The 22,236-nt window shown below is 46.1% G+C and carries 16 protein-coding genes and 1 pseudogene; 5 read left to right on the top strand and 12 right to left on the bottom strand.

All coding sequences use genetic code 11. The features are described from left to right. Nucleotides 1–18: 18 nt before the first annotated feature. The gene (locus tag NKT06_RS13230; protein WP_253434793.1) at nt 19–1,854 is read right to left on the bottom strand and encodes an assimilatory sulfite reductase (NADPH) flavoprotein subunit; all 1,836 of its coding nucleotides are present in this window, start codon (nt 1,852–1,854) and stop codon (nt 19–21) included. 218 nt (nt 1,855–2,072) lie between these two features. Then, nucleotides 2,073–2,462 (bottom strand): winged helix-turn-helix transcriptional regulator, encoded by a 390-nt coding sequence (locus NKT06_RS13225; protein ID WP_253434790.1) that lies wholly within the window; start codon nt 2,460–2,462, stop codon nt 2,073–2,075. Nucleotides 2,463–2,639: 177 nt separating this feature from the next. Between NKT06_RS13225 and NKT06_RS13220 the strand changes: the two genes are divergently transcribed. Then, complete coding sequence (locus NKT06_RS13220) at nt 2,640–3,200, top strand: NAD(P)H oxidoreductase (protein ID WP_253434787.1); 561 nt, start codon at nt 2,640–2,642, stop codon at nt 3,198–3,200. A gap of 191 nt (nt 3,201–3,391) precedes the next feature. Here the strand turns inward: NKT06_RS13220 and NKT06_RS13215 are convergent, their stop codons facing one another. Together NKT06_RS13215 and NKT06_RS13210 are read right to left on the bottom strand one after the other, a co-directional pair. After that, nucleotides 3,392–8,617: an S-layer homology domain-containing protein gene (locus tag NKT06_RS13215; RefSeq protein ID WP_253434784.1), complete on the bottom strand. Its 5,226-nt coding sequence runs from the start codon at nt 8,615–8,617 to the stop codon at nt 3,392–3,394. A 450-nt stretch (nt 8,618–9,067) separates the two neighbouring features. Then, nucleotides 9,068–10,624 (bottom strand): ABC-F family ATP-binding cassette domain-containing protein, encoded by a 1,557-nt coding sequence (locus tag NKT06_RS13210; protein ID WP_253434780.1) that lies wholly within the window; start codon nt 10,622–10,624, stop codon nt 9,068–9,070. 319 nt (nt 10,625–10,943) lie between these two features. Here NKT06_RS13210 and NKT06_RS13205 point away from each other — a divergent pair. Continuing rightward, nucleotides 10,944–11,330, top strand: a pseudogene (locus NKT06_RS13205) (SET domain-containing protein); the annotation flags it as partial. A 314-nt stretch (nt 11,331–11,644) separates the two neighbouring features. Here NKT06_RS13205 and NKT06_RS13200 read toward each other — a convergent pair. From NKT06_RS13200 to NKT06_RS13175, 6 genes are all read right to left on the bottom strand, one after another. Next, nucleotides 11,645–12,253 (bottom strand): DUF1349 domain-containing protein, encoded by a 609-nt coding sequence (locus tag NKT06_RS13200; protein WP_253434774.1) that lies wholly within the window; start codon nt 12,251–12,253, stop codon nt 11,645–11,647. A gap of 44 nt (nt 12,254–12,297) precedes the next feature. Continuing rightward, entirely contained in the window at nt 12,298–13,644 is a 1,347-nt protein-coding gene (locus tag NKT06_RS13195; RefSeq protein WP_253434771.1) for a dihydrolipoyl dehydrogenase family protein, read from the bottom strand. Between the two features lie 50 nt (nt 13,645–13,694). Further along, the gene (gene opuFB / locus NKT06_RS13190) at nt 13,695–15,209 is read right to left on the bottom strand and encodes an osmoprotectant update ABC transporter permease/substrate-binding subunit OpuFB (protein WP_253434767.1); all 1,515 of its coding nucleotides are present in this window, start codon (nt 15,207–15,209) and stop codon (nt 13,695–13,697) included. Further along, entirely contained in the window at nt 15,202–16,176 is a 975-nt protein-coding gene (locus NKT06_RS13185; RefSeq protein ID WP_253434764.1) for an ABC transporter ATP-binding protein, read from the bottom strand. Before NKT06_RS13185 ends, opuFB begins: the two co-directional genes overlap by 8 nt. 222 nt (nt 16,177–16,398) lie before the next feature. After that, entirely contained in the window at nt 16,399–17,259 is an 861-nt protein-coding gene (locus NKT06_RS13180) for an ergot alkaloid biosynthesis protein (protein ID WP_253434761.1), read from the bottom strand. Between the two features lie 136 nt (nt 17,260–17,395). Then, entirely contained in the window at nt 17,396–17,980 is a 585-nt protein-coding gene (locus NKT06_RS13175; RefSeq protein ID WP_253434758.1) for a TetR/AcrR family transcriptional regulator, read from the bottom strand. A 167-nt stretch (nt 17,981–18,147) separates the two neighbouring features. On the opposite strand from NKT06_RS13175, the gene NKT06_RS13170 reads away from it, so the two are divergent. After that, complete coding sequence (locus NKT06_RS13170) at nt 18,148–18,510, top strand: iron-sulfur cluster biosynthesis family protein (RefSeq protein ID WP_253434755.1); 363 nt, start codon at nt 18,148–18,150, stop codon at nt 18,508–18,510. Nucleotides 18,511–18,963: 453 nt separating this feature from the next. Beyond that, a complete protein-coding gene (locus NKT06_RS13165; protein ID WP_253434752.1) occupies nt 18,964–19,737 on the top strand; it encodes a M15 family metallopeptidase in 774 nt (257 codons plus the stop codon). A 135-nt stretch (nt 19,738–19,872) separates the two neighbouring features. Here the strand turns inward: NKT06_RS13165 and NKT06_RS13160 are convergent, their stop codons facing one another. Continuing rightward, nucleotides 19,873–20,112, bottom strand: a complete 240-nt coding sequence (locus NKT06_RS13160; protein WP_253434749.1) for a hypothetical protein — start codon at nt 20,110–20,112, stop codon at nt 19,873–19,875. A gap of 130 nt (nt 20,113–20,242) precedes the next feature. Between NKT06_RS13160 and NKT06_RS13155 the strand changes: the two genes are divergently transcribed. Further along, a complete protein-coding gene (locus NKT06_RS13155) occupies nt 20,243–20,875 on the top strand; it encodes a nitroreductase family protein (RefSeq protein WP_253434746.1) in 633 nt (210 codons plus the stop codon). A 48-nt stretch (nt 20,876–20,923) separates the two neighbouring features. On the opposite strand, the gene NKT06_RS13150 is transcribed toward NKT06_RS13155, so the two are convergent. Continuing rightward, nucleotides 20,924–22,084, bottom strand: a complete 1,161-nt coding sequence (locus NKT06_RS13150; RefSeq protein WP_253434742.1) for a leucine-rich repeat domain-containing protein — start codon at nt 22,082–22,084, stop codon at nt 20,924–20,926. Nucleotides 22,085–22,236 lie beyond the last annotated feature (152 nt).

The raw sequence follows: 22,236 nt of genomic DNA, 5'->3' as shown, positions 1-22,236 counted from the left end.
CGGCTAAGCCGGTAATAATTAATAGACGTCCCGCTGATAACGTTTCTCCTGCTGCAACCGTGTCAGATATTCCGATGCCTGCTCAGGTGATAATCCACCTTCTTGTTCAAGAATCGTGGTGAGCGCAGCATGCACATCATGTGCCATTTTTTTCTCATCACCACAGATATATACGCTCGCACCTTCCTGAAGCCACTGGTACAATTCTTTGCTATGTTCCAACATACGATGTTGTACATACACCTTCTGTTCCGTATCACGTGAGAAAGCTACATCCATCTTCGTGAGCACACCATCTTTGAGCCAACGCTGCCATTCCGTCTGGTACAAGAAATCGGTGGAGAAATGCTGATCTCCGTAGAACAGCCATGTCTTGCCCTCTGCTCCTGTTTCTTCACGCTCACCAAGGAAAGATCTGAACGGCGCTACACCTGTACCTGGGCCAACCATAATGATCGGCGTATCCGGGTTCTCAGGAAGCTTGAAATTCGGGTTATGCTGTATATATACAGGCAAGGTGTCGCCAGCTTCGATTCGTTCAGCCAGATGTACCGAGCATACACCGTAACGTTCTCTGCCACGCGCTTCATAACGAACCGTACGAACGGTAAGATGAACTTCATCCGGGAAAGACTTCGAACTACTCGCTATCGAATACAGACGTGCCGGAATTTTGCGAAGAACAGCTACGAATTCTGCAGCAGGAATACCTTTCAGATGATAATCCTGAACCAGATCCAGCAGATCACAGCTATTCATAACTGTGCGGAATTCGGATTCATCTGCGAGTAACGCCGTCAGGCCACTCTCAGGATTCAGTTTCGCGAGTTGTTCCACGACCGGTTTCGTCACCGCTGTAATTTCAAAATAACGCAGCAACGCTTCGTACACAGACGCCTGATCCCCGTTTTTATTCACGGTCACGCGCTCATCGGCATTCCATCCCATGGCTGCAATCAATTCATCCACAAGGCGCGGGTGATTCTCAGGGAATACCCCAAGGCTGTCACCAGGCTCGTAATCCAAGCTGGAGCCTTCCAAAGACAACTCAATATGGCGTGTTTCACGGTCCGATCCTCTGCCATTCAGATTGAGATTCTCCAACACTTCAGCTTTGAATGGGTTCGTGCGATCATATTCGGATTCCCTGCCGCTCACCGCAGCTGTGACAGCCTCAGTGGTTACCGTACTCGCACCAGCAGATGTACTGCTTAAGGATGCCAGTACTTCATTCATCCACTCTGCAGCTGCTTCATCAAAATCAACATCACAGTCCACACGCGGTACAAGGGCTGTACCACCCAATTCCTGCAATCGTTTATCGAAGTCCTTACCTGTCTGACAAAAGAACTCATAGGAGGTATCTCCCAGAGCCAACACCGAGTAACGAAGTCCTTCAAGCTTCGGAGCCCGTTTGCTGTTCAGGAATTCATGCAGCGGAATCGCATTATCCGGTGGTTCGCCCTCGCCATGCGTACTGACGATGATGAGGAGATTTTCAATTTTCTTGAGTCCGTTCGGTTTGAAATCTCCCATCGATGACAACGTTACCTGAAGACCTTGCTCTTCAAGTTTCTTGGCCAGCTTCTTCGATAGGCCACTGGAATTCCCGGTTTGCGAACCGAAGAGCACGGTAACTTCCCGAGATACTGGCTTAGCACTTTCAGGTGCAACACCTGTAGTTGGTGCAGCCTGCACCAAGTTAGCTGGAGCCGCTATTGTTGCGCTTGCCTGAATTGCTGCAATATATCCGCTCAACCAAGTCCGTTGTCCATCAGTCAATGTAGGAATAAGACGATTAAGCAGTTCAACTTGTTCTTGATTAAAAGGGCTGTTTGTCACTTGAAGTTCCACTGTTTGCCACCTCGCGCATTGCTTCGATTTTAATTCCGACTAAAATCATCACATTAATTTAATTTTTTCTCTCTAAAACCTAACACACCGGGTGTTGAGGGTCAATTTCAATGATTTTATAGCATTTATCAGTTTCGCTGATAAAGGACAAAAAACAACAAAAACCCTCCTTTTCAATTCAAGGACGGTTTTGTTTTATTTTTAATTGCACGGCCAGCTCAGGTTGAAGTTGAAAGTGGAATATAGTCCCTAAAATGATCTCCCAGTACGCTGCTTTTATCTCCGTATACTCTGTCCAGATGATTTTCTCCCCACAGACATATGCGGTCAATGATATCCTGTAGTGTCAGGCCATATTCGGTCATCTCATACTCTACCTTGGGCGGTATCTCAGGATGAATAATTCGATAGATGATTTCATTCTTTTCCAGTTCACGAAGCTGCTGGGTTAAGACCTTCTGTGTAATGCCAGGAATGGCCCTGCGAAGTTCACTTGTTCGTTTTTTACCTGATATCAGTTGATGCAGGATAAGAATCCTCCATTTTCCACCGACCAGTTCCAGCATCGCCTGCACACCACTCTCATATCTTTTCAGTTCCTGTTCCACTCGTTGTCCCCCTTAAATCACATATATGTATATCCATTATTAAAAGTAACCGAAGAACCTCAAGGTATCTACAGCACTCGAAGGTGCGTACTTCTCAATAAGATGTCATGAAACTTATAATAACATTGGTCAGAATGTTTAACCAAAAAAAAAAGAAAAAAGGATGGTTACTCCTACATGAAAGTTAAACTGGTCGTTACTCACCCAAGACAGGATTCCCTAACATTTGCCGTGATGAATCGTTTTATAGAAGGTATGCAGGAGAATTCCCATGAAATTGATATCCTCGATCTATACCATGACGGATTCGATCCATTATATGGCGTAGAAGATGAGCGAGACTGGCAAAATCCCGATAAACAGCATGCTCCTGTGATTCGCAAAGAGCTGGATCGTGTGCTTGCGGCTGATGCCATTGTATTTGTTTTCCCGATCTGGTGGTATAACGTTCCCTCCATGCTCAAAGCTTATCTGGACAAGGTATGGAATATGGGGCTGCTAAACAAGGCAAACTCCAAAAAGGCACTGTGGATTGCGCTAGCCGGGGGGACGGAGGCTTCATTCCATAAATACGACTACTACAACATGATCTCCAATTATCTGAATAACGGGATCGCGGGTTATGCAAGAATGCAGGAATCCCGAGTCGAATTTCTATATGAAACAATTTCAGAATCCAAAGAACATATCGAAAATTTGCTGGAACAAGCCTATCAAATCGGCAAACATTACAATTAACAATTCGCAGAAATTACAGATAACATTCGTATACGATACAGATAACAACTATAAAACGACATCAAACTACTCGTTCGGTGAGTAAATTACTTATCGCCCATGGCTGGCTTATAATTAAGAAGGCTTACTCCAACCTGAGTTCCAGGTCAAAGTAAGCCTTCTTCTTCACACGCTACGATTCTGGTGTATCATCATTTCTGCCATACCAGTTTGCTCATCATCGCATATAACAACGTAGCCGATTCGGCTCGGGTCGCTTCGGCAAGTGGTTTCACCTCACCGTTGTACCCGTGTGCGATGCCAAGATCCACAAGTAATGCCACACTATCCCGGGCATAGGAGCGAATCTCGGAAGCGTCGCGGAAACGAGTAAGGTTATCTGTTGCAGCCGTCTCGGCGTCAACCAGTCCAGCCGCCGCAAGTGCCCTGACTGTCAACGTCATCATCTCTTGACGAGTGATCGTGGACTCTGGCAAGAAGCGCCCGTCACCGGTACCACTGGTGATACCTAGCGAACGCGCAGCTGTAACTGCTTCGTAGTACGGAGCCTTTTCGTTTACATCAGAGAACGCATTCCCGGAAGAAACATTCAAGCCCAGCGCCGTCATCAACCATTGCATGTATTGGCCGCGGGTCATCTCCTGTTTTGGATGTAACTGCGTGGAATCACCGCTTGCCGCTGCATCAATCACACCTCGGACTGCCAATGCCTCCATCGCTTTCTTGGCCCACTGCACTTCTGCAAGATCTGCGAATGTCTGCTCCACAGGCACAACAGCATAATTTCCTGTGAGTGATGTTACGGAAAATACAAGCTGCCCGCTGTTTTGATCGTAGTAACTTTGCGGCAATGGTGTTGCCACATCGTTCGCACCAATGGCAAATGCTACAATCCGATCCTGCTGAGCATTTTGTGATGATTGGAATGGCAGACGAAGTATTAACTGGCTTTCCGATGGCCATGGTTGACCATCCAGTTGAAGTTCAAGCTGGACTCCATATTGCGTGCCAAGCTGATCTGCGACTGTTTTTGGTAACTCCGTTCTGACCAATCGGATTGATCCAACCCCATCACCAACGATATCCTTCGTTAACAGTGTCGCAGGAAGCTCCAACATCCCCAGCTCTGTAACAATGTTGAACACATGTGACTCACCCTGATCTATTAACGCAGAGGCAGGCAGAGATACTTCATATGCCGTTGCTCCCGAAACCGGCTTCAGCCGAAGTTCAACCAAGCGCTGACCCGCATCTGTTGAGGGTGCAACTTGAAAAGCCTCTTTAATCGTTGAAACATCCACGTTGGACTGCACTACACCCTTCTGGTCAGACTGTCCCCGCAACTCCAGAACTGAACGGTCTTTCTCAGGTTTAGGTTGTGGTGTAGCATTCTCTGCACTTGGACTTCCACTTCCTGATTGTCCGCCATTGTCGCCTGAACCAGAACCATTTCCTGAATTCCCACCGGAATTGCCGCCTGGATTACCGCCCGAACCAGGGTCCGTACCTCCAGGGGAAGGAACAGATGCGAGCACCTTCACCGTCAACGGTACAGTCAGGGCTCTGCTGTCGTCAGAAGCTCGAGTAATTTCCAACTCCAAAGTTACTGTTGTTTCCTTAGATGGTGGAGTAATCGTTCCATCGGTTTGAATGACGGACGGTACCGAACTGGAAGCGATCTTCACCGTGAAACCTTCCGGCACGGATGGTAACTTCAGTTTTTTCGCACCTGCGGAAGGTTGTTCCAATGCTGTAATGCTTGTAGCTACATCGGCAGCGCTCTGCTGAGCCGTGTTCACCTGATAAGCGGAAGATACACCTCTTAAGGATTGCCCCGTCGCATCCAAAGCTTCCACTTTGTAATAATATTCTGTTCCGGAGTTCAGTTCACTGTCCGTATACTCCCTTCCATTGCCGTTATAGACCACCTTGTACTCACCTTGCTCACGATCTGAGCGGTAGAGCTTGTAGCTTGCTGCACCAAGTTGAGCATCCCACTGAAGTGTTGCGCTCGTTGAATCCACCGCATCCGCATTGAGACCAGCACTGTCATTAACAGGTGGCGTAGCATCTGGCTGAACGATCATTATCCAACTAATCATCGGGTCTTGCGATGCCGTATTGCGCACGGTTAACTCCAGCTTGTTGTCCGACACGCTGATGGCTTTATGGGCTCTAACATTGGCAGGCGTAAAAGTAATTGCACCGGTATTGGTGCCATTGATGATGAAATTAGCTCTGCGCGATGCATTCGTCCAAGGATCGTTGAATCCGGCGTACACATCATATGTTCCGTTCGGTACATCAAATCTGTAGGTTAAGTCTGTACCTTTAGGAGAATTGCTGATATTGCCACCGTTTAGATAACGTACGGTCGAGAAAATATCTCCGCCATTCGAGCCGGATGACAGTGCATCTGCGCTGGTGTATCCCCAATTGCGACCCTCTGCCGGAACGTACATCTGGTCCGCCGTTCCCGGGTTCGCAAGTGTTCCTTTCATATACGCACCCATAAGATTGTAATCAGCCGTTTCGTAACCCCCGCTGTTCACAAAATATAGTGCATTCTCTGGAATGACGTTTACACGAACCGCCTGCTTTTTGTTGTTATATTCCGGTGTCGTTACCTGTAACGTGAGCGGTCCTGGCTTAGCGAAATCTTCTGCCGTCATGGCCCGGTTATCAATCGTCCATACTGCTGGTGTTGACACCAGTTCACCACTGTCGCGTACGTTCAATCTCGTTGGCAAGGATGGTACTTTGCCAAGCGCCACGGCTTCTGGCAACGGATCAGCGATATCAACCTTGCCCATCGAATTCAGCAGCTCAGGTTTCCAACTGTTATACCACTTGATCGCGATATCGGAGCCTATTCCAAACTCAATTGGCAAGAACACGTATTTTGCGGCGTCATTCGAGAAATTGCCACCATTCCACGTATCCCCCACGTAAATGAACTTGCCTTTTTCCGGATCGACCGGAATGACGGATGTGGTCTGTGTGCCAAATGCCTTGCCTGGATCGGGATCACTTGGCAACGTGCGAACGAATGGATTGGTCTGCGTTGACCACGGGCCAAAAATGTTATCCGCCACCGTCACTTTGTTTTCATTAGGGGCCCAGCCGGAAGCTCCGGAAGTCAAAATATAATATTTTCCTTGATACTTGAACATCGCTGGTGCTTCGCGTTGCCCTCCCGGGAACACACGCACGTAATCTACGCCATACTCAGCCTGATAGGTCGAATCACGTACCGGATTGCCTTTTTCATCCGTTCGTCCTTCCTTATGCCACCCTGTTACGTCACTGTAGTCTTCATTCAGTTTGGAGATATAGAGCGTCAGGTTTTCTTCGCTGGAGTATATCAGATAACCGGTACCGTCATCATCCTTGAACAACGTCATGTCACGTGCCATGCCCTTATCGCTTGGGAAGTAATCTTTCTCCCCTTCCGGAGCTCTGTCCATCCGGTAACTCTTCTGATACACAAAAGGCCCTGTCGGAGAGTCACTGATTGCATAACCGGCGCGAGCCTTACCGTAGTTCGCATTATCGTTATAAGGGTCCTTATCACCATCCATGTGGGCCCACATCACGTATTTCTTTGTTTTGTCGTTGTAGATGACCTTTGGTCGTTCAATGATTCGTCCTTTGCGAATATCTGCCCAGATATCCACGCGGTCTTCACGCCCCGCATACAATTTGGAAATCAACGGATCATTGTCAAAATCATCCATGGATTGAAGTGTCGATAGAGCCATGCCCTCATCTGTCCAGTTCATCAGATCCTTGGAAGAATACACACGCACACCAACCGCTGGCCAGCCGCCCTTATGATATTCGCCATACCAGTAATAGGTCTCCGTCTGTTCATCGTAGAAAAAACCAGCCCCATGCGCATCGATCGGTTGACCGTCCAGATCTGGCCACAATTGCCCTGGTGTAATGCTTGTGCGAACTGTGGCAACACCCAACGGTGCGGATGCTGGAGAAGTTACGCCGTCCACGGTCGCCTGAATGATGTAAAAATATCCTGTGCCCATCGTCAGACCACTATCATTAAACGTACTTTCATTCCCACTGTAGACCTGCTGATACGTACCCGTAGCACTGGTAGACCTGGAGAGCGTATAAGTTACATCAGATCCAGTAAGGGCATTCCACCCCAGAGAGACGGATGTATCCGTCACAGCTGTGGCAGCAAACTCTGCAGGAGAGTCAATGGAATACGTCGTGGCTTCTGCAACAGTGAACGTTGACTCCCCAGCTGCGTTGTAGGCCGTCACGCGATAGCTGTAGCTGTTGCCGGGCTCAAGTCCCTCATCTGTGAAAACAAGCCCCTTCCCTTCATAGATCTGCTCGTATTGCTCACTGCCAGCTTCGGCCCGAACCACACGATAACCAATTGACTTGTCCACGGCGGACCAAGATAACTTCACGCTCGTTGCGTTGAGTGCTTCGGCCTTCAATTCGCTCGGAGCTTGAGGAGCCGTCGCTGTAGTTCGTACTTCCAGCGGCGCAGACCACAAGGATTCAGTTAATCCTCCGTATTCATAGGCAAGCTTGTAATAGTAGACCGTATCCCCGCTTAATCCTTCATCTGTGTATCCCACAGTTCCGGTGTTGGTTACCAAGGAATAACCGCCTTCAGGCGTAGAGGAACGGTACAGGCGATAGCCTGTTGCACCCGCGAGTTCAGACCATTGCAAGGAAACTGAAGACGCCATCTGCTCAGCAATAGAGAGCTGAATATCGTTCTCAGGCGGTCGCTCGGCAATGGTCACGTCATCTGCATGTACCGATTGCCACTTATTCCGAATGCCCACAGTACCTGAACCGTATGTAGGATCGACCAGATCGAATATCAACCGGTCGGAGCCATTTTCGGCGATATACCCTCGAATGGTGGTACCTGATAACACCACTTTGAGTGTGTACCACGTATCTTTGTTAAACGCATAGTCCACCGTTTTCAACGTTGTATCTGATCCGTTCACCCGTTTGGAGAAAACGAGTTTATTATTGGGAACCTGCATTTGAAAATAGTAAAAGTTGCTCTTATCCTGAAACCGCGGCAATATTCCCGGATATCCTTGACCGTTCCCCGTGTAAAAGCGCATGGATACGGCCATGTCCGACATGGAGTCTCCTGTAGAGATGATGCCTTCATTGGTATCGCTCTGGAAAAGCGTAAAGTTGGACGCATCTGTCGGGTCAGAAATCACTTCCCAATTGCCTGAGCTTACGTTCCACGCAGGTGATTCCGTGTAATCCCCATCCGAAAAATCGTCGTGCAGCAACGTGGCGGGTATACTCCCCAGATCGGCATACGCCTTACTCGGTAGCATCAACGGTCCGGAAGACAGCGCAAGTGTTGCAGATAACATGAATATCATGGGTTTCCTGAGTTTATCCAATGTTCATTCTCTCCTTTGGCGTGAAAGATGAAAGCATGGTTCTTAAAGGCGCGATATTGTTGCTCAGCCTATCCTCAGCAGCCGGCGGGCAGTACAAAAGCGGGGTCCACCTCCTTATTTTAATGAAACCGGTTTCATTGAAGAGTAAAAAAAGACCCGTCTTCCCTTCTAAGTGCAAAATGGTACCCATACGGAATACCGTGTCTTCTTCGCCCCTATGCAGTGAAACAGGTTTCTAATATATAAATGTAATCGCTTTCTTGAATTATATTATTGCCTTATTCAAGCTGTCAACTGTGAATTGGGCTCCAACATTTCTCGTTAAAACCACGCAAAAAAGGCGCGAGTTCTGCCTGTTTTGCAAGCAAAATTCGCGCCTATTCTCACGCTTCGAGCTTGTTCGCAAGCTCGCTCGTATTATTAGTGCGTGACTTTTTGAACAACCTCTGTTTAGAATACTTTTGTTGTCCAGGACTCACAGTTCCACGTCTCCGTAACTACATCACGGTAGAATTCCGGTTCGTGGGAAATCAGAAGAATACTGCCTTTGTAAGCCTTGAGCGCACGTTTCAACTCTTCCTTGGCATCAACGTCCAGATGGTTCGTCGGCTCATCGAGTACAAGCAGGTTGGTTTCGTTATTGATCAGCTTACAGAGACGCACTTTGGCTTTCTCGCCACCACTTAGTACAGCTACTTTGCTCTCAATGTGTTTTGTTGTCAAACCACATTTTGCAAGTGCAGCACGCACTTCGAATTGGGTATACGATGGGAACTCCTGCCAGATCTCTTCAATACACGTATTGTAGTTGGCATCCTTCATCTCTTGTTGGAAGTAACCAATCTCCAGATGTTCACCGCGTTGAACGGTTCCTTCCAGAGCCTGAATTTCACCCAGAATACTGCGCATCAGGGTTGTTTTACCGATTCCGTTCGCACCAACGAGGGCGATCTTCTGTCCCCGTTCCATACGCAGATCCAGTGGTCTGGACAATGGTTCGTTATAACCAATCACAAGACCTTTGGTTTCGAAAATGAGCTTGCCGGACGTTCTTGCATCACGGAAGTTGAACTGTGGTTTCGGTTTTTCCTTAGCAATCTCGATGACTTCCATCTTGTCGAGTTTCTTCTGTCTGGACATTGCCATGTTACGAGTTGCCACACTTGCTTTGTTCCGGGCTACAAAGTCCTTGAGATCAGCAATCTCTTGTTGTTGGCGCTTATACGCCGATTCGAGTTGTTGTTTTCTCATCTCATGCACTTCCTGGAAGTGATCATAATCGCCCACATAACGGGTCAGATCCTGATTCTCCATGTGATAGATCAAGTTGATAACACTGTTCAGGAACGGAATATCGTGAGAGATCAGAATAAAAGCATTCTCATATTCCTGCAAATAACGTTTCAGCCATTCGATATGCAATTCATCCAGATAGTTCGTAGGCTCATCCAGGAGCAGAATGTCCGGTTTTTCCAGCAGCAGCTTGGCAAGCAGTACTTTGGTACGCTGTCCACCACTCAGGTCATTGACGTCTTTATCCAGACCAATATCCGTCAGACCCAGACCACGTGCGGTTTCATCCACTTTGGCGTCGATCATGTAGAAATCCTGGTTTGTCAGCGTATCCTGAATCGTACCCACGTCTTCAAGAAGTTGTTCAAGCTCCTCAGGAGTTACGTCGCCCATTTTGCCATACATATCATTCATTTCCTGTTCCATGTCGAACAAATACTGGAACGCGCCGCGAAGAACGTCACGGATCGATTGGCCTTTGTTCAATACAGCATGCTGGTCCAGGTAACCAACACGCATCCGTTTGGACCACTCCACCTTGCCTTCATCCGGCTGAAGCTTTCCTGTAATAATGTTCATGAAGGTGGATTTACCTTCACCATTAGCCCCGATCAGACCAATATGTTCGCCTTTCAACAGGCGGAATGAAACGTCGTTAAAGATAGCACGGTCACCAAAACCGTGACTTAATTTTTCTACATTTAATATGCTCATTCATGACACCTTTTCTATATAGACTTAATTCTTTCAGCATTTTGCATAATTCGAATCATACCGCTCACGGGTACAAGATATAGACGAACAAAATCATTTCGATCTATATCTTGCTGATTGGAAGACGCTCAGGGGATTTATGCAAATTGCTCCTTTGTATATTATAAGCGTTATATCCTGCACAACTCAACGCCCTATTAAAAAATATTGCACCTTTTTGTCTGAAATTTGCCTTATATGAAAGTATGGGTTAAAATTTTGCCTTAACGAATTACTACTATATAGAACGGAGCTCTTCGAAGAGCATCAGGTGAAGAATATGATTGAAGTGAAACAATCCAAGTTAGGTGATGGTGGTGAGTTTAACCGCGGGGTATTTGCTACTGTTGATATTGCGAAAGGAACGCTTATCCATCAGGCACCCGTTGTGCCTTACCCGAATGAGGATCATGAGCATGTCGAAAAAACGATTTTGGAAGATTACGTGTTCGAATATGGGGCGAATCATACCGCCATTCTGCTCGGCTACGGCAGTCTGATCAACCACTCCTATGAACCTAACGCTACCTATGATATCAATTTTGATAACCACACCTTTGACTTCTATGCGTATACAGACATCAAGGCTGGCGAAGAAATCGTAATCAATTACAACGGTGAGGAAGACAGCATGGACCCGTTATGGTTCCTGGATGATTACGAGGAGCGTATGCTGGAGTTCAATAAGTCCAATGATGATAAGGGTGAAAAAGAGACCAACCCCCAATCCCAGGATACGGATACGAGTAAATAAACGTTAAACTTAAAAGTTTGCAAGGACCGACGTTGTAAATGCGAAAAAACTTGCGCCCCCCGGTGAATTGTAAAATGAGCATCTGGAATACTTTTCAGGGTGCAAAGTTTAAGCACGAAAATAAGCAAGCCCTCCATTAACGGAAGACTTGCTTATTTGTGTTGTCTTTCTTTGTAGCGAGATATACTTGCTCAAATTTCATTGTTTAGCGTGCATCTTAACTTGTTTTAATCCGTAATCGGAGGATCTGTGTGTAAGTCAGCATCGGGTGGCGTGGATTTCCACTTGGTAAAGGCTACCTCGAACCCTGCACGCTTCGGTGAACATAGAAATGGGCCTGCGTGTTTGTTCGTCGGATAGGCAAACCGTGCAACCCGAATCGTACGCCAAGGATGCTCATCTGTACGAGCCCGAATGACAACAGCCTCATTACTGTAGGAGGCTCTGATCGTCACAATTCGCCCACCCCACTCAGGTACAGGAGATAGGGACCAATCCGAATATGTATCCGTCACGACAGCTCCAACATGAGCAACACCGTCATTAACCTCAACTCCGGCCTTGATCCATTGATCTTCTCCGTGCCATAACATCAACCCCGCCTGATCATATAACTCGGTAAATGAACTTAGATCAAAAGATACCTCAATAGCTTCCGTTCCGTCCCATGGAGCAAGTATGGCGTGTCCATCCCGATGACAGAACCCGTAGAATGTGTTTTCCCAGAAGTCACTGCCTTCCCTAGCTTCCACAACGAAACGATCCCCCTCCATCCGTGCAGCAACAGGTTCCTTCGTCCACTTGCCTTCAAGAAGTCCTACAAAATCCGATGACATCGTTATTTTCATCCTTCCGTCCCAAGGGGCTTTTATCATCATTTCTACACTAGAGAACCCAGGTCCGATGCAGCAGTAGGATATGCAAAATTCATGGTGTTTAACTGATCGATAGTCAGATCGAACTGAATCGCCATTGCAAAAAGGTTAATCAATTCTTCCGTCTTGCTCCCGAGCACATGCGCGCCCAGAATGCGACCGGTTGATTTGTCGATCACCACTTTGGCCATGGCAAATTTTTCATGAGTTCTCTTGTAAGTATACCACTTCGACATATCATTTACCTGCACCTCGTAGCCTTCTTTTTCGGCTTGTTCCGTGCTCATCCCTACAGCTCCAAGTGCTGGGACAGTAAACACAATGGAAGGCATCACTTTATAATTTGGTTTGTGTTGATTTCCCTCCAACAAATTGAACGATACAGCCCGGGATTCCTGACCTGCTAACGGGGTCAAAGGCAACCCTTTCGTATCGGTTACATCTCCAGCAGCATACACTCTCGGATTACTTTCACTTTGCAAGTACTCGTTCACCGTAATACCCTTTTTGCTGTAGCTGACGTTGCCTTTCTCCAATTCCAGCCCATCCACATTAGGAATACGCCCGGCTCCATGAACGACAAGTCCGCACTGCCACTGGTGATCTGCACCATTGCGCGTGCCATGAACGACATAGGCGTTTCCCTCTTGCCGTATGGACTTCACCTCTGCGTTCAAGTGAACATGAATGCCGATCTCTTTCGATTTTTGCAATAAAGATTCAACCAGCTCCGCATCAAATGATTTCAGCGGCTGTTCACTCCGATGCAGGATGTGGACCTCCGTCCCGGCTCTGGCCGCAATATGCGCAAACTCAAATGCAATATATCCACCGCCTATCAGCACTAATCGAGTCGGCAGCTGTTCCAGATCCAGAAAATCATCACTATATACGAGATGCTCTGAACCCTCCATCTGAATGGGCGCAGGCCGTGCACCAGTAGCAATCAGGATGTGTTTGCCATGAAGCACTTCTTCCCCAACTTGAATATGGTCTTCATCCACGAATGAAGCTTTACCATGGAACGTGTCCATTCCTGCCTGTTTGAATTTATCCTCGCTTGCTCTAGGGATGCTCTCGGTAAAGGTACGTTTAAAGGCCATAAGTTCAGACCAGTTGATAGTCGCCTGTCCCTGAATTCCTTTCCCTTGCATACGCTCATTCCAGTCAATCAGCTCCGCGGCTCCGGCCAGCACTTTCTTGGGATCACAGCCGCGCAGTGCACAGGTTCCGCCGAACTCACGTTCATCAATCACAGCGATTTTCCAGCCAGCTTCAGCGCAACGGGTGATGACAGAACTTGCCGCACTTCCTGTGCCAATCGCAATCAAGTCATAAGTTTCTTGAGTCATTGTAGTTCCTCCTCATCCTTTTGTTACGTCTATTGTTGGGATACACAACGTTAGAGCAATCCAGCCTGTTTAAGGTACTCCGTTGCCACCTGCTCGGGATTCGCTCCATCCACGTTCACGTCATAGTTCATCTGACGCATCTCGTCATCCGTTATCTTTCCAGCAAGCTGATTCAGCACCTCAACCAGTTGTGGATATTGATCTGCCGTTTCTTGACGAAGCATCGGCGCACCTTGATACGGCGGGAACAATTCCTGATCATCTTCCAGCACAACGAGTTCATATTGTCTCAACTCACTATCGGTGGAGTAAGCATCTACGAGATTGATATCGCCTCGTTGAACAGCCCCATAGCGAAGCTTCGGTTCCATTGTTGCAACGTTCGGGAATTCAATCCCATACTTCTTCTGAATACCAAGGTAACCGTCTTCCCGATCCGAGAATTCCAGCGTGAATCCTGCCTTCATCTGCTGTTCAACCGGTTTGAGATCCGAAATAGTCTTGAGATTGTATTGGTCTGCGATGCTCTGTGGAACGGCCAACGTATACGTGTTGTTGTAATCCATAGGTTTCAGAAGTACCATGTTAAACTGGCTCAGCATTCCATCTCTGGCCTGTTCGTACACCTCTGTCCGATCGGTGCTGACTGCCGTCTCCTTCATGAATTCGGAGATCGCTGTACCGGTGAATTCGGGATAGATGTCAATATCACCTGAGTTGAGTGCATTGAAAAGGAATGGCGTTTTGCCTAATCCGGGTTTAAGTTCAACGGTCAGGTCCGTCTCTTTTTCAATCAACAATTTGTACATGTTAATCAGAATCTCCGGTTCAGCTCCCAGTTTGCCAGCAATTACGAGATCCTTCTGCCCTCCACGTGCCAAGAAGGGAATGGTAATCACAAGTATTGCGATTAGAGCCAGCGAACCAAGGGTAACCAGGGTTTTCTTGAAGGATAACCGCTGGAACTGACGCAGTAATACATCAAACAAAATAGCCAGCAAGGCAGCCGGAATGGCTCCAAGGATGATCAGTGCCGTATCATTGCGATCAATGCCCAGCAAGATTAATGCACCCAAGCCTCCTGCGCCGATCAAGGCAGCAAGGGTGGCCGTTCCTACAATCAGGACCATAGCAGTCCGAATTCCGGCCATAATCACAGGCATCGCCAGTGGCAGTTCTACTTTGATTAGACGTTGCCGACTATTCATACCCATCGCATTCGCCGCTTCGACCATGGAAGGATCAACTTCGGATATGCCTGTGTACGTATTGCGGAGTACAGGAAGCAGCGCATACACCACCAGAGCGATAATTGCAGGAAGTGTTCCTATACCAAACAATGGGATGAGTAATCCGAGAAGTGCCAGGGATGGGATAGTCTGCAACACTGCCGTAACCCCGATAATTGGTTCAGCCACTCTTGGTTTCCGTGTAAGGTATATACCAAGCGGAATAGCGATGAGAACAGCGAAGAACAATGCGATAAAAGAGATCTGAATATGTTCCAGCAGAGCAGACAACAACTGGCCTTTACGCTCGCTGAACACCTCCGTGAATCTACTCATGTCCTTCACCTCGTTCCTGTAACTGACCAGACCAGTATTTCATCAGATCGGCCCGATTGATCTCGCCAATAATCTGTCGGTTGCGTTCAACCAGCAAATGGTCGTGAGAACTCATAATCTCAACCAACTCCGGTAGCGTAGTAGATACGGGAACGGCAGTTTTGGCCGATTTGGGCACATGACCAGGGGAAAGTGGTGACATGATCGATTCAAGATCAAATACGGGTTGTGAATTCGTGTCCCCATTAGGACTTCCGACAAACTCACGTACGAAATCATTAGCTGGATTCTGGATCAGCTCTTCCGGGGTACCTACCTGCAATACTTCTCCATCCTTCATAATGCAGATGCGATCGCCCAGCTTCATCGCTTCCTGAATATCATGGGTGACAAACACAATTGTTTTTTTCATCTGACGCTGGATATCCAGAATATCGTCCTGCAATTTCTCCCTGCTCATCGGATCGAGTGCACTGAATGGTTCATCCATCAATACAATTTCGGGATCGGCAGCGAGTGCACGCAACACACCAATTCTCTGCTGTTGTCCACCTGATAGTTCGGCAGGTTTGCGCTCACTGTACGTATCTCCGTGCAAACCAACCATGTCCAGCAACGTATGTACGCGCTGCTTGATCTGATCTGACTTCCATTTTCGCAGTTCAGGAACAACCGCAATATTTTCAGCAATCGTCATATGCGGAAAAAGTGCAATCTGTTGCAACACATATCCGATATTCCAGCGCAATTCGTGAATGTTGTATTCATCAATTGAGCGTTCATTAATGAGCACTGCTCCATCTGTTCGCTCAATCAGGCGATTGATCATTTTGAGCATGGTGGTTTTGCCACATCCACTCGGACCAATCATGACAAACAATTCTCCCTTGTTAATGTTGAGGTTAACCTGACGCAAAGCCGTAGTTCCATCAGGATATTGTTTTGATACATTTTCGAACTGAATCATCCGCTCTCTTCGCCCCTTTATCTAGGGCGTGTCTCAAAACACGCCCTAACATTCATCCTCATCTATTTCCCCAAAAGTGTGTTCGTATAATCACTGCTGTCCGTAGTGCCTATGATTATCCAGAGATCCATATTTCAATCAACGATGTCAACATGCTGGTAGACAGGCAAAAAGACGGGCACTAGGCACCGTCTTCTATTTAAATACAATATGTTTCTTCCATTATTTCCATACTTCCATATGATTTTGAACAAATTGCTCAAACGAAATCGGGTCATCCCCCGTCAATCTCAGCACGGTATCCGTTACTTGATCTTCTAGGCCTTCTTCACGGATGGCAATATCCAATCCTGCCAGAGCTGTTGCATAGTCTTCGGGCATCCCGGCTTGAATCATGCTGTTCCTCAATTCATCATCGGACAAAGATTCATGCTGGATGGATTGACCCATTAAACGACTAATGATGTTGGAAACCTGCCCATAGGATAACGTCTCCGGCCCTGTAATCACATGCTCTGTATTATGAGGAATAACATCTGTCAGGGCTCGGAAGGCAACAGTCGCAATATCATCTGCGCTGACAAATCCAATTTTCCCGTCACCCGCAGCACTGTAGATTTTATCGAGTTGCTTCATTGTCTCCCGATGTGGTCCCTCCGTAAAATTCTCCATAAAATAAGATGGTTGGAGAACAGCCCACTCGGGAGCATGCGCTTTTAAATACTGATGTACTTTGCCAAATATAGGACCATTCTCATCGATCGAAGCACTGCCGAGCAAGACAAATCGCTTAACGCCGCTCCACAATGCTTCCTTGATGAACGGAATCATGACGCCTTCTGGATTCATGTCCATGACTGGCACGACAAGGTACACCTGGTTCACATTTTTCAATGCCTGAGCATACGTCTCGGAATCATACCAATCGAAATAGACATAGTTATCACCAGAACCAGAAAGAGATGCTTTAGTTCTTCCTGCCAAGCGCACCGGATATTGTTGCTTTTGAAGTATAGCCGCAACTCGGCTTCCTGTCTTTCCATTAGCCCCTGTAATCAGTGTCACCGGTTTATCATTATTCATATTTACTTCCTCCTTCAGTTTTGTTTGGCGTTATTTTTCCAGACCAATCAGTCTATAAATGTTAAAAAATAAACGCCATACGCGTTCATTTTCAAAAAAACATTTATGAATGTTCATGCTCAAATCATGTGAATCTTTAATCCATAGCCCTTAAGGTCATTTGTACAAAATCTCGCAGCGCTTCGGCACTTGCACCGCTCTTCGCCGTGAAGGTCAATGAAAGTCGGGAATAATTCAGAAAACGGGCAAGACCAGGCAATTCTTCCTCTGTATGCTTCAATTCGCCATTCCTCCGGCCTCGTAGCAACGCAGTATGAAAGACATCTTCCATCTGTTGGTTAGTGGTTTGAATAAAAGCTGCGATTTCGTGATTTTGTGGTGCCTGCTCCACCGCGCTATTAATGATGAAACATTCATTACGACGTTCATCGTCTGTGAGCACGTTAACCACTTCGTTGAACAACTGTGCCATGCCTTGCCTCACACTTGTGCATTCACTTAATAGTCTGATGCCCGCCTCTGTCTTCTGTTGAATATAGAATTTAAGCGCTGAAACAAATAAATCATGTTTCGTTCCATATGTGTCATACAGGCTTTGCCGCGCAATGCCAAGTTCACTCAGCAGTAAGCTCAAAGATGTACCTTCATAACCGTACGCTCCAAATACAGACGTTGCTTTTCTTAAAACAGTTTCCGTGTCAAATTCCTTGGCTCTTCCCAATTTCAGACCTCACCTCCCCATTCATTAAATAAAGAATACCTTTTCCAGACTGATCAGTCAAGAAAATAAATGCTTTGATTTTTCACATAGTGGTATAATGAGAATAGAAGCTGAATGAGTTCTTTTACCACTTACAATCACGACCACATATAAAGGAGTGTACCTATATGTATATTCAAATTACAGACCTGGCTGCAAAACGATTGACGGAAAGCCTGAATGACCAACCTGGATACTTCAAAGTAATCTATGATCTGGAAGGTTGCGGATGTAACGGAGTTATTGCGATTATCATTGTTGATGAACTCGCGGCTCTTGACGCTCAGATCGAAACCAATCTGGTTCCGTTCTATGTTGATCCGAAGCAACAACTAAACCTCGAACAACACATGAAGCTGGATACAGAAGAAAATTATCCTTCTTTCAAATTAAGCAGTGACTCCGGTGTGCTCAGCGCTAACGTTCGCGTTCGTGACACCCGTGCAGTAACTGTGGGCAGCTCCAGTGGAACTGATGCCTGCATGTTGTAACCCAGTCTCCAGCATACTTGAAGTAATCTAGTAGTATCTCTCTTCACATCAAAAGCCGTTGCCTCCAATGCAACGGTTTTTTTCATGTATACTGCCTCTACGAGAGTTGCAAAAAGAAGATTTTATATAAATTGAACTTAACATTTACACGAAACGGAGAGGACAGAAACAACTAGAAGAAGCGAAGCGTTCGCCTAAAAGCTTTCTGCAAGAAAGCTGCATCGGAAGCATACGCTATCCCCGGATTTTCCCCTATAAGGGGAATTCGTAAAATCTGGGGATAACAGCGATCGGAAGGTTGTTCTATCATCGTAGTGTCCAGTGTAAATATCTTTGGTTCAACGTATATAGCAAACTTTGTTTACAACTCGGAAACAATTGGAGAACCTATGGATATAATCCTCTAGTATACTCGGTATATAGATTCATATATTCCGAGGAGGAACACACATCATGAAACCTTTTACTCGTAAATCCATCATATCTACAATTCTCATAGGCTCTGTTGTAGCAGGTTCTGCTTTTACTACGTTTCCCATCACTTCAAACCTGAATCCCGTCGCGTCTGCTGCAAGCTCCAGCTTCACTCAATTTCTGCATGATAATGCACCTGGTCGTACGATCAAAACGATTAAAAATGTGGCAACCGTGACCAATGTGTCCAGTACAGTTGTACTTGTCAATAAAAAGAGAAATCTGCCTTCGACTTACGCACCTCAAGATTTGGTTGTACCTAATATTCCTTTTAGCTTCTCAGGCTCAAGTCCGAAGAAACAAATGCGTAAAGTGGCTGCAACCGCTATTGAAAAATTATTTGCTGCAGCCAAAAAAGACGGCATTGATATCAAAGCCGTGTCTGGTTATCGCTCTTATGCAACTCAGAAATCGATCTTTGACCGGAATGCCAGCATCAAAGGTGAAGCTGTTGCCAATAAAACAAGTGCTCGTCCAGGACAAAGCGAACATCAAACGGGTCTTGCAATGGATATCTCCAGCGCTTCCGCCGGTTATGATCTTCAGCAAAGCTTCGGCAACACCAAAGAAGGCAAATGGCTAAAAGCCAATGCCCACAAATACGGATTCATCATTCGTTATAGCAAAGACCAGGAGAAATTAACTGGTTATTCCTATGAGCCATGGCATGTACGTTATGTGGGAGTATATATTGCTGGTGAAATTACCAATCAGAAACTTACACTGGAGCAATATTTGGAACGAGCCAAATAAGGTAGGCAAGAACACCATGCTTCGTCAGTTATCCGATTAGATAAAAGAAGTTAATTATAGATAGCAAGGGTGAAGTAGAAGATGGGGCCGCTATTGGCCCTCTTCTGCTTCAATCTTTTTCATTTGAACACTTCATCACGTCCCTGCGATTCTTCTAAAGACCAGCGGCAGTCTCTTCAGACTTTCAGTTCCAGCCCAAGAGCCTGCGCCAGCAAGTAGTGCATTATGGCACAAATATAGTGCGACATTGTACACGATGGAACCCAAAATAATCTCCATAACGACAAAACGTTTTAACGTCGAAGATTGGATCACATATACCCGAAATTCGTGCGGGTCATGTCTTCCCTTAAATCTTGTGATGAGAGCTTTCATGAATCACCTCTAGTGTTTTATTCTAGCGTATGGCAGGCAAACCTTGTCTTATTCAAAAATAACACTTACATAAAGTAACTAAGTGTGTTATAGTAATTTTATAAATCATACATAAGCGAGGGAAACCATCATGAGTGAGTTCGAGAATCTAGTTAAAAACCGCAGGTCGGCCGTTATTTTTGAAGAAGGAATTGAGATTTCGGAGTCTGAACTGCAAGAGATGTTTGCCCTGAACAAATTTGCACCATCTGCCTTTAACCTGCAACATACCCACTATCTTGTGATCAAAGACGAGGAACAGAAAGAGAAAGTCTATGAAGCTTCCCAGCAATATAAAGTAAAAACAGCTTCTGCGGTCATCGTGGTTCTGGGTGATGTCAACGCACACCATCATATCCGCACCATTAACGAAGGCTTGCTGAATCTGGGCGCCCTCACTCCGTTCCAATATGAGCAAGAATCCCAAAGTGTCACCGAATTTTACGAATCTCGGGGCAGATTCTTCCAACGTGAAGATGCAATTCGCAATGCCAGCCTGTCTGCCATGCAATTGATGCTGATCGCTCAGGATCGCGGTTGGGACACTTGTCCAATGATTGGTTTTGACTCGGAAGAACTGCAACGGAGTTTGGATATCCCAGACCATTATGTACCTGTCATGATGATCACCATCGGCAAAAAGTCGGAAGCCAAACAGCGCCCACGCGGTTACCGTAAACCAATCAATGAATATGTTAGCTTCAACAAAATGCAAGCCGAATAACATATAATATAACAAAATAACAAGCAAAAAAGCCACGATCTCGTGGCTTTAATACGTTTCATAGATCAACGTATCCAACATGTGAAACTCATCGTCAAACTCCGCATATATGTACAGTCGACCAGCAGGTGTATGCCCCGCATCATAACCCAATCGAAGATATTGATCTCCCTGAAATTCTACATCAGCCAAAATTAATTCATTGATATCTTCGTCCGGATGAGCCTCGGCAATGGTTTTAAGTGCCTGCTCACCAAGCATGTCCCACCGTTTCCACATCGCTTCCATATATGGGGATAAGGCTTCCATCTCTGTCTTGGTTGAAACCTGTGCAGTGACTGCCAGTTCTTTATCCTGAATATGTAAGCGAATCCGATAGTTGGACATCGATGCGTCATACTGAAACACACCCATCCCCTGAACTTCATGATTGGATTCAAAAATCAGATTGTCTGCATATTGCAGTCTCTCCAACTTGGGATTAGCGCTATAATCCAACTCGGTTAATTTGTTCTCGGAACAGTACAGCTCTCTTAGTTGCACGTTATGGCGAATATCCAGCTCACTGATATGGTTGTTAAAACAACGGACACTTTCCAAAACCAAATTCGAATGAATATCCAACTTTTTTATGTGGTTGTGGTTACAACGAAGCTCAATCAAGTTTGGACAACCGGTTACATCAAGTTCCAACATGTAATTGTTGGCGCAATCAAGTCGCCGCAGGTGTATATTGTGTTCAAGCTCAAGAGTGAAAAGAGCATTATAACTGCAACTCAGTTCCTCCAACTGTTCAAGGCGCTCCAAAGCTAGCTCCGACAACATATTCCAATGGCACTCCAGCGTGACAAGTTTGGAATTATGAGAAAGATCCAATTTGCGAAGTCGATTAAAGCTGCAATCGAGCACCTGCAATTCTGAATTGGAATGGAGGTCCAGAGTAAGAAGTTGATTCTCTCTGCAACGTAACGTCCTGAGCATGTGATTCTGAGCAAGATCCAGACCCGTCAATTGATTATAGGCACAATCCAACTCTTGAAGACCCTTGAAATACTCGATTCCATCCAGATTACGAATATCGTGATTAGAAAGTTGCAATGTCTCAACCTCACAAACGTCACTCTCCTGAATGAACCCCCTCTCATTACAAAAACGATCCAACACAACTTGCCTGAACCGTTTATCCGTGAAGGCATAGGTGATATCCATATCCCACTCTTCCCCTCCTGTTCTCTTAGAACATCCTTTAACATATCCTTCCTATTCTACGAGTTTTGGTACAGGGAATCAATTCATTATGCAATATTTTTTATACCATGTTAGCATCCAATATGTAAGATAAAACCATATTTAGAGGAAGA

It is taken from the genome of Paenibacillus sp. 1781tsa1, from assembly GCF_024159265.1.
Lineage (GTDB): Bacteria > Bacillota > Bacilli > Paenibacillales > Paenibacillaceae > Paenibacillus.
Note: the sequence above shows the minus strand (reverse complement) of the source record. Positions and strands in the feature narration are given on the sequence as shown.

Bases quoted from the DNA above. Each gene is read 5' to 3' on its own strand.
- NKT06_RS13220 (WP_253434787.1), top strand. From the start codon at position 2,640: ATGAAAGTTAAACTGGTCGTTACTCACCCAAGACAGGATTCCCTAACA.
- NKT06_RS13210 (WP_253434780.1), bottom strand. From the start codon at position 10,624: ATGAGCATATTAAATGTAGAAAAATTAAGTCACGGTTTTGGTGACCGT.
- NKT06_RS13200 (WP_253434774.1), bottom strand. From the start codon at position 12,253: ATGTCATCGGATTTTGTAGGACTTCTTGAAGGCAAGTGGACGAAGGAA.
- NKT06_RS13195 (WP_253434771.1), bottom strand. From the start codon at position 13,644: ATGACTCAAGAAACTTATGACTTGATTGCGATTGGCACAGGAAGTGCG.
- opuFB (WP_253434767.1), bottom strand. From the start codon at position 15,209: ATGAGTAGATTCACGGAGGTGTTCAGCGAGCGTAAAGGCCAGTTGTTG.
- NKT06_RS13185 (WP_253434764.1), bottom strand. From the start codon at position 16,176: ATGATTCAGTTCGAAAATGTATCAAAACAATATCCTGATGGAACTACG.
- NKT06_RS13180 (WP_253434761.1), bottom strand. From the start codon at position 17,259: ATGAATAATGATAAACCGGTGACACTGATTACAGGGGCTAATGGAAAG.
- NKT06_RS13170 (WP_253434755.1), top strand. From the start codon at position 18,148: ATGTATATTCAAATTACAGACCTGGCTGCAAAACGATTGACGGAAAGC.
- NKT06_RS13165 (WP_253434752.1), top strand. From the start codon at position 18,964: ATGAAACCTTTTACTCGTAAATCCATCATATCTACAATTCTCATAGGC.
- NKT06_RS13160 (WP_253434749.1), bottom strand. From the start codon at position 20,112: ATGAAAGCTCTCATCACAAGATTTAAGGGAAGACATGACCCGCACGAA.
- NKT06_RS13155 (WP_253434746.1), top strand. From the start codon at position 20,243: ATGAGTGAGTTCGAGAATCTAGTTAAAAACCGCAGGTCGGCCGTTATT.
- NKT06_RS13150 (WP_253434742.1), bottom strand. From the start codon at position 22,084: ATGGATATCACCTATGCCTTCACGGATAAACGGTTCAGGCAAGTTGTG.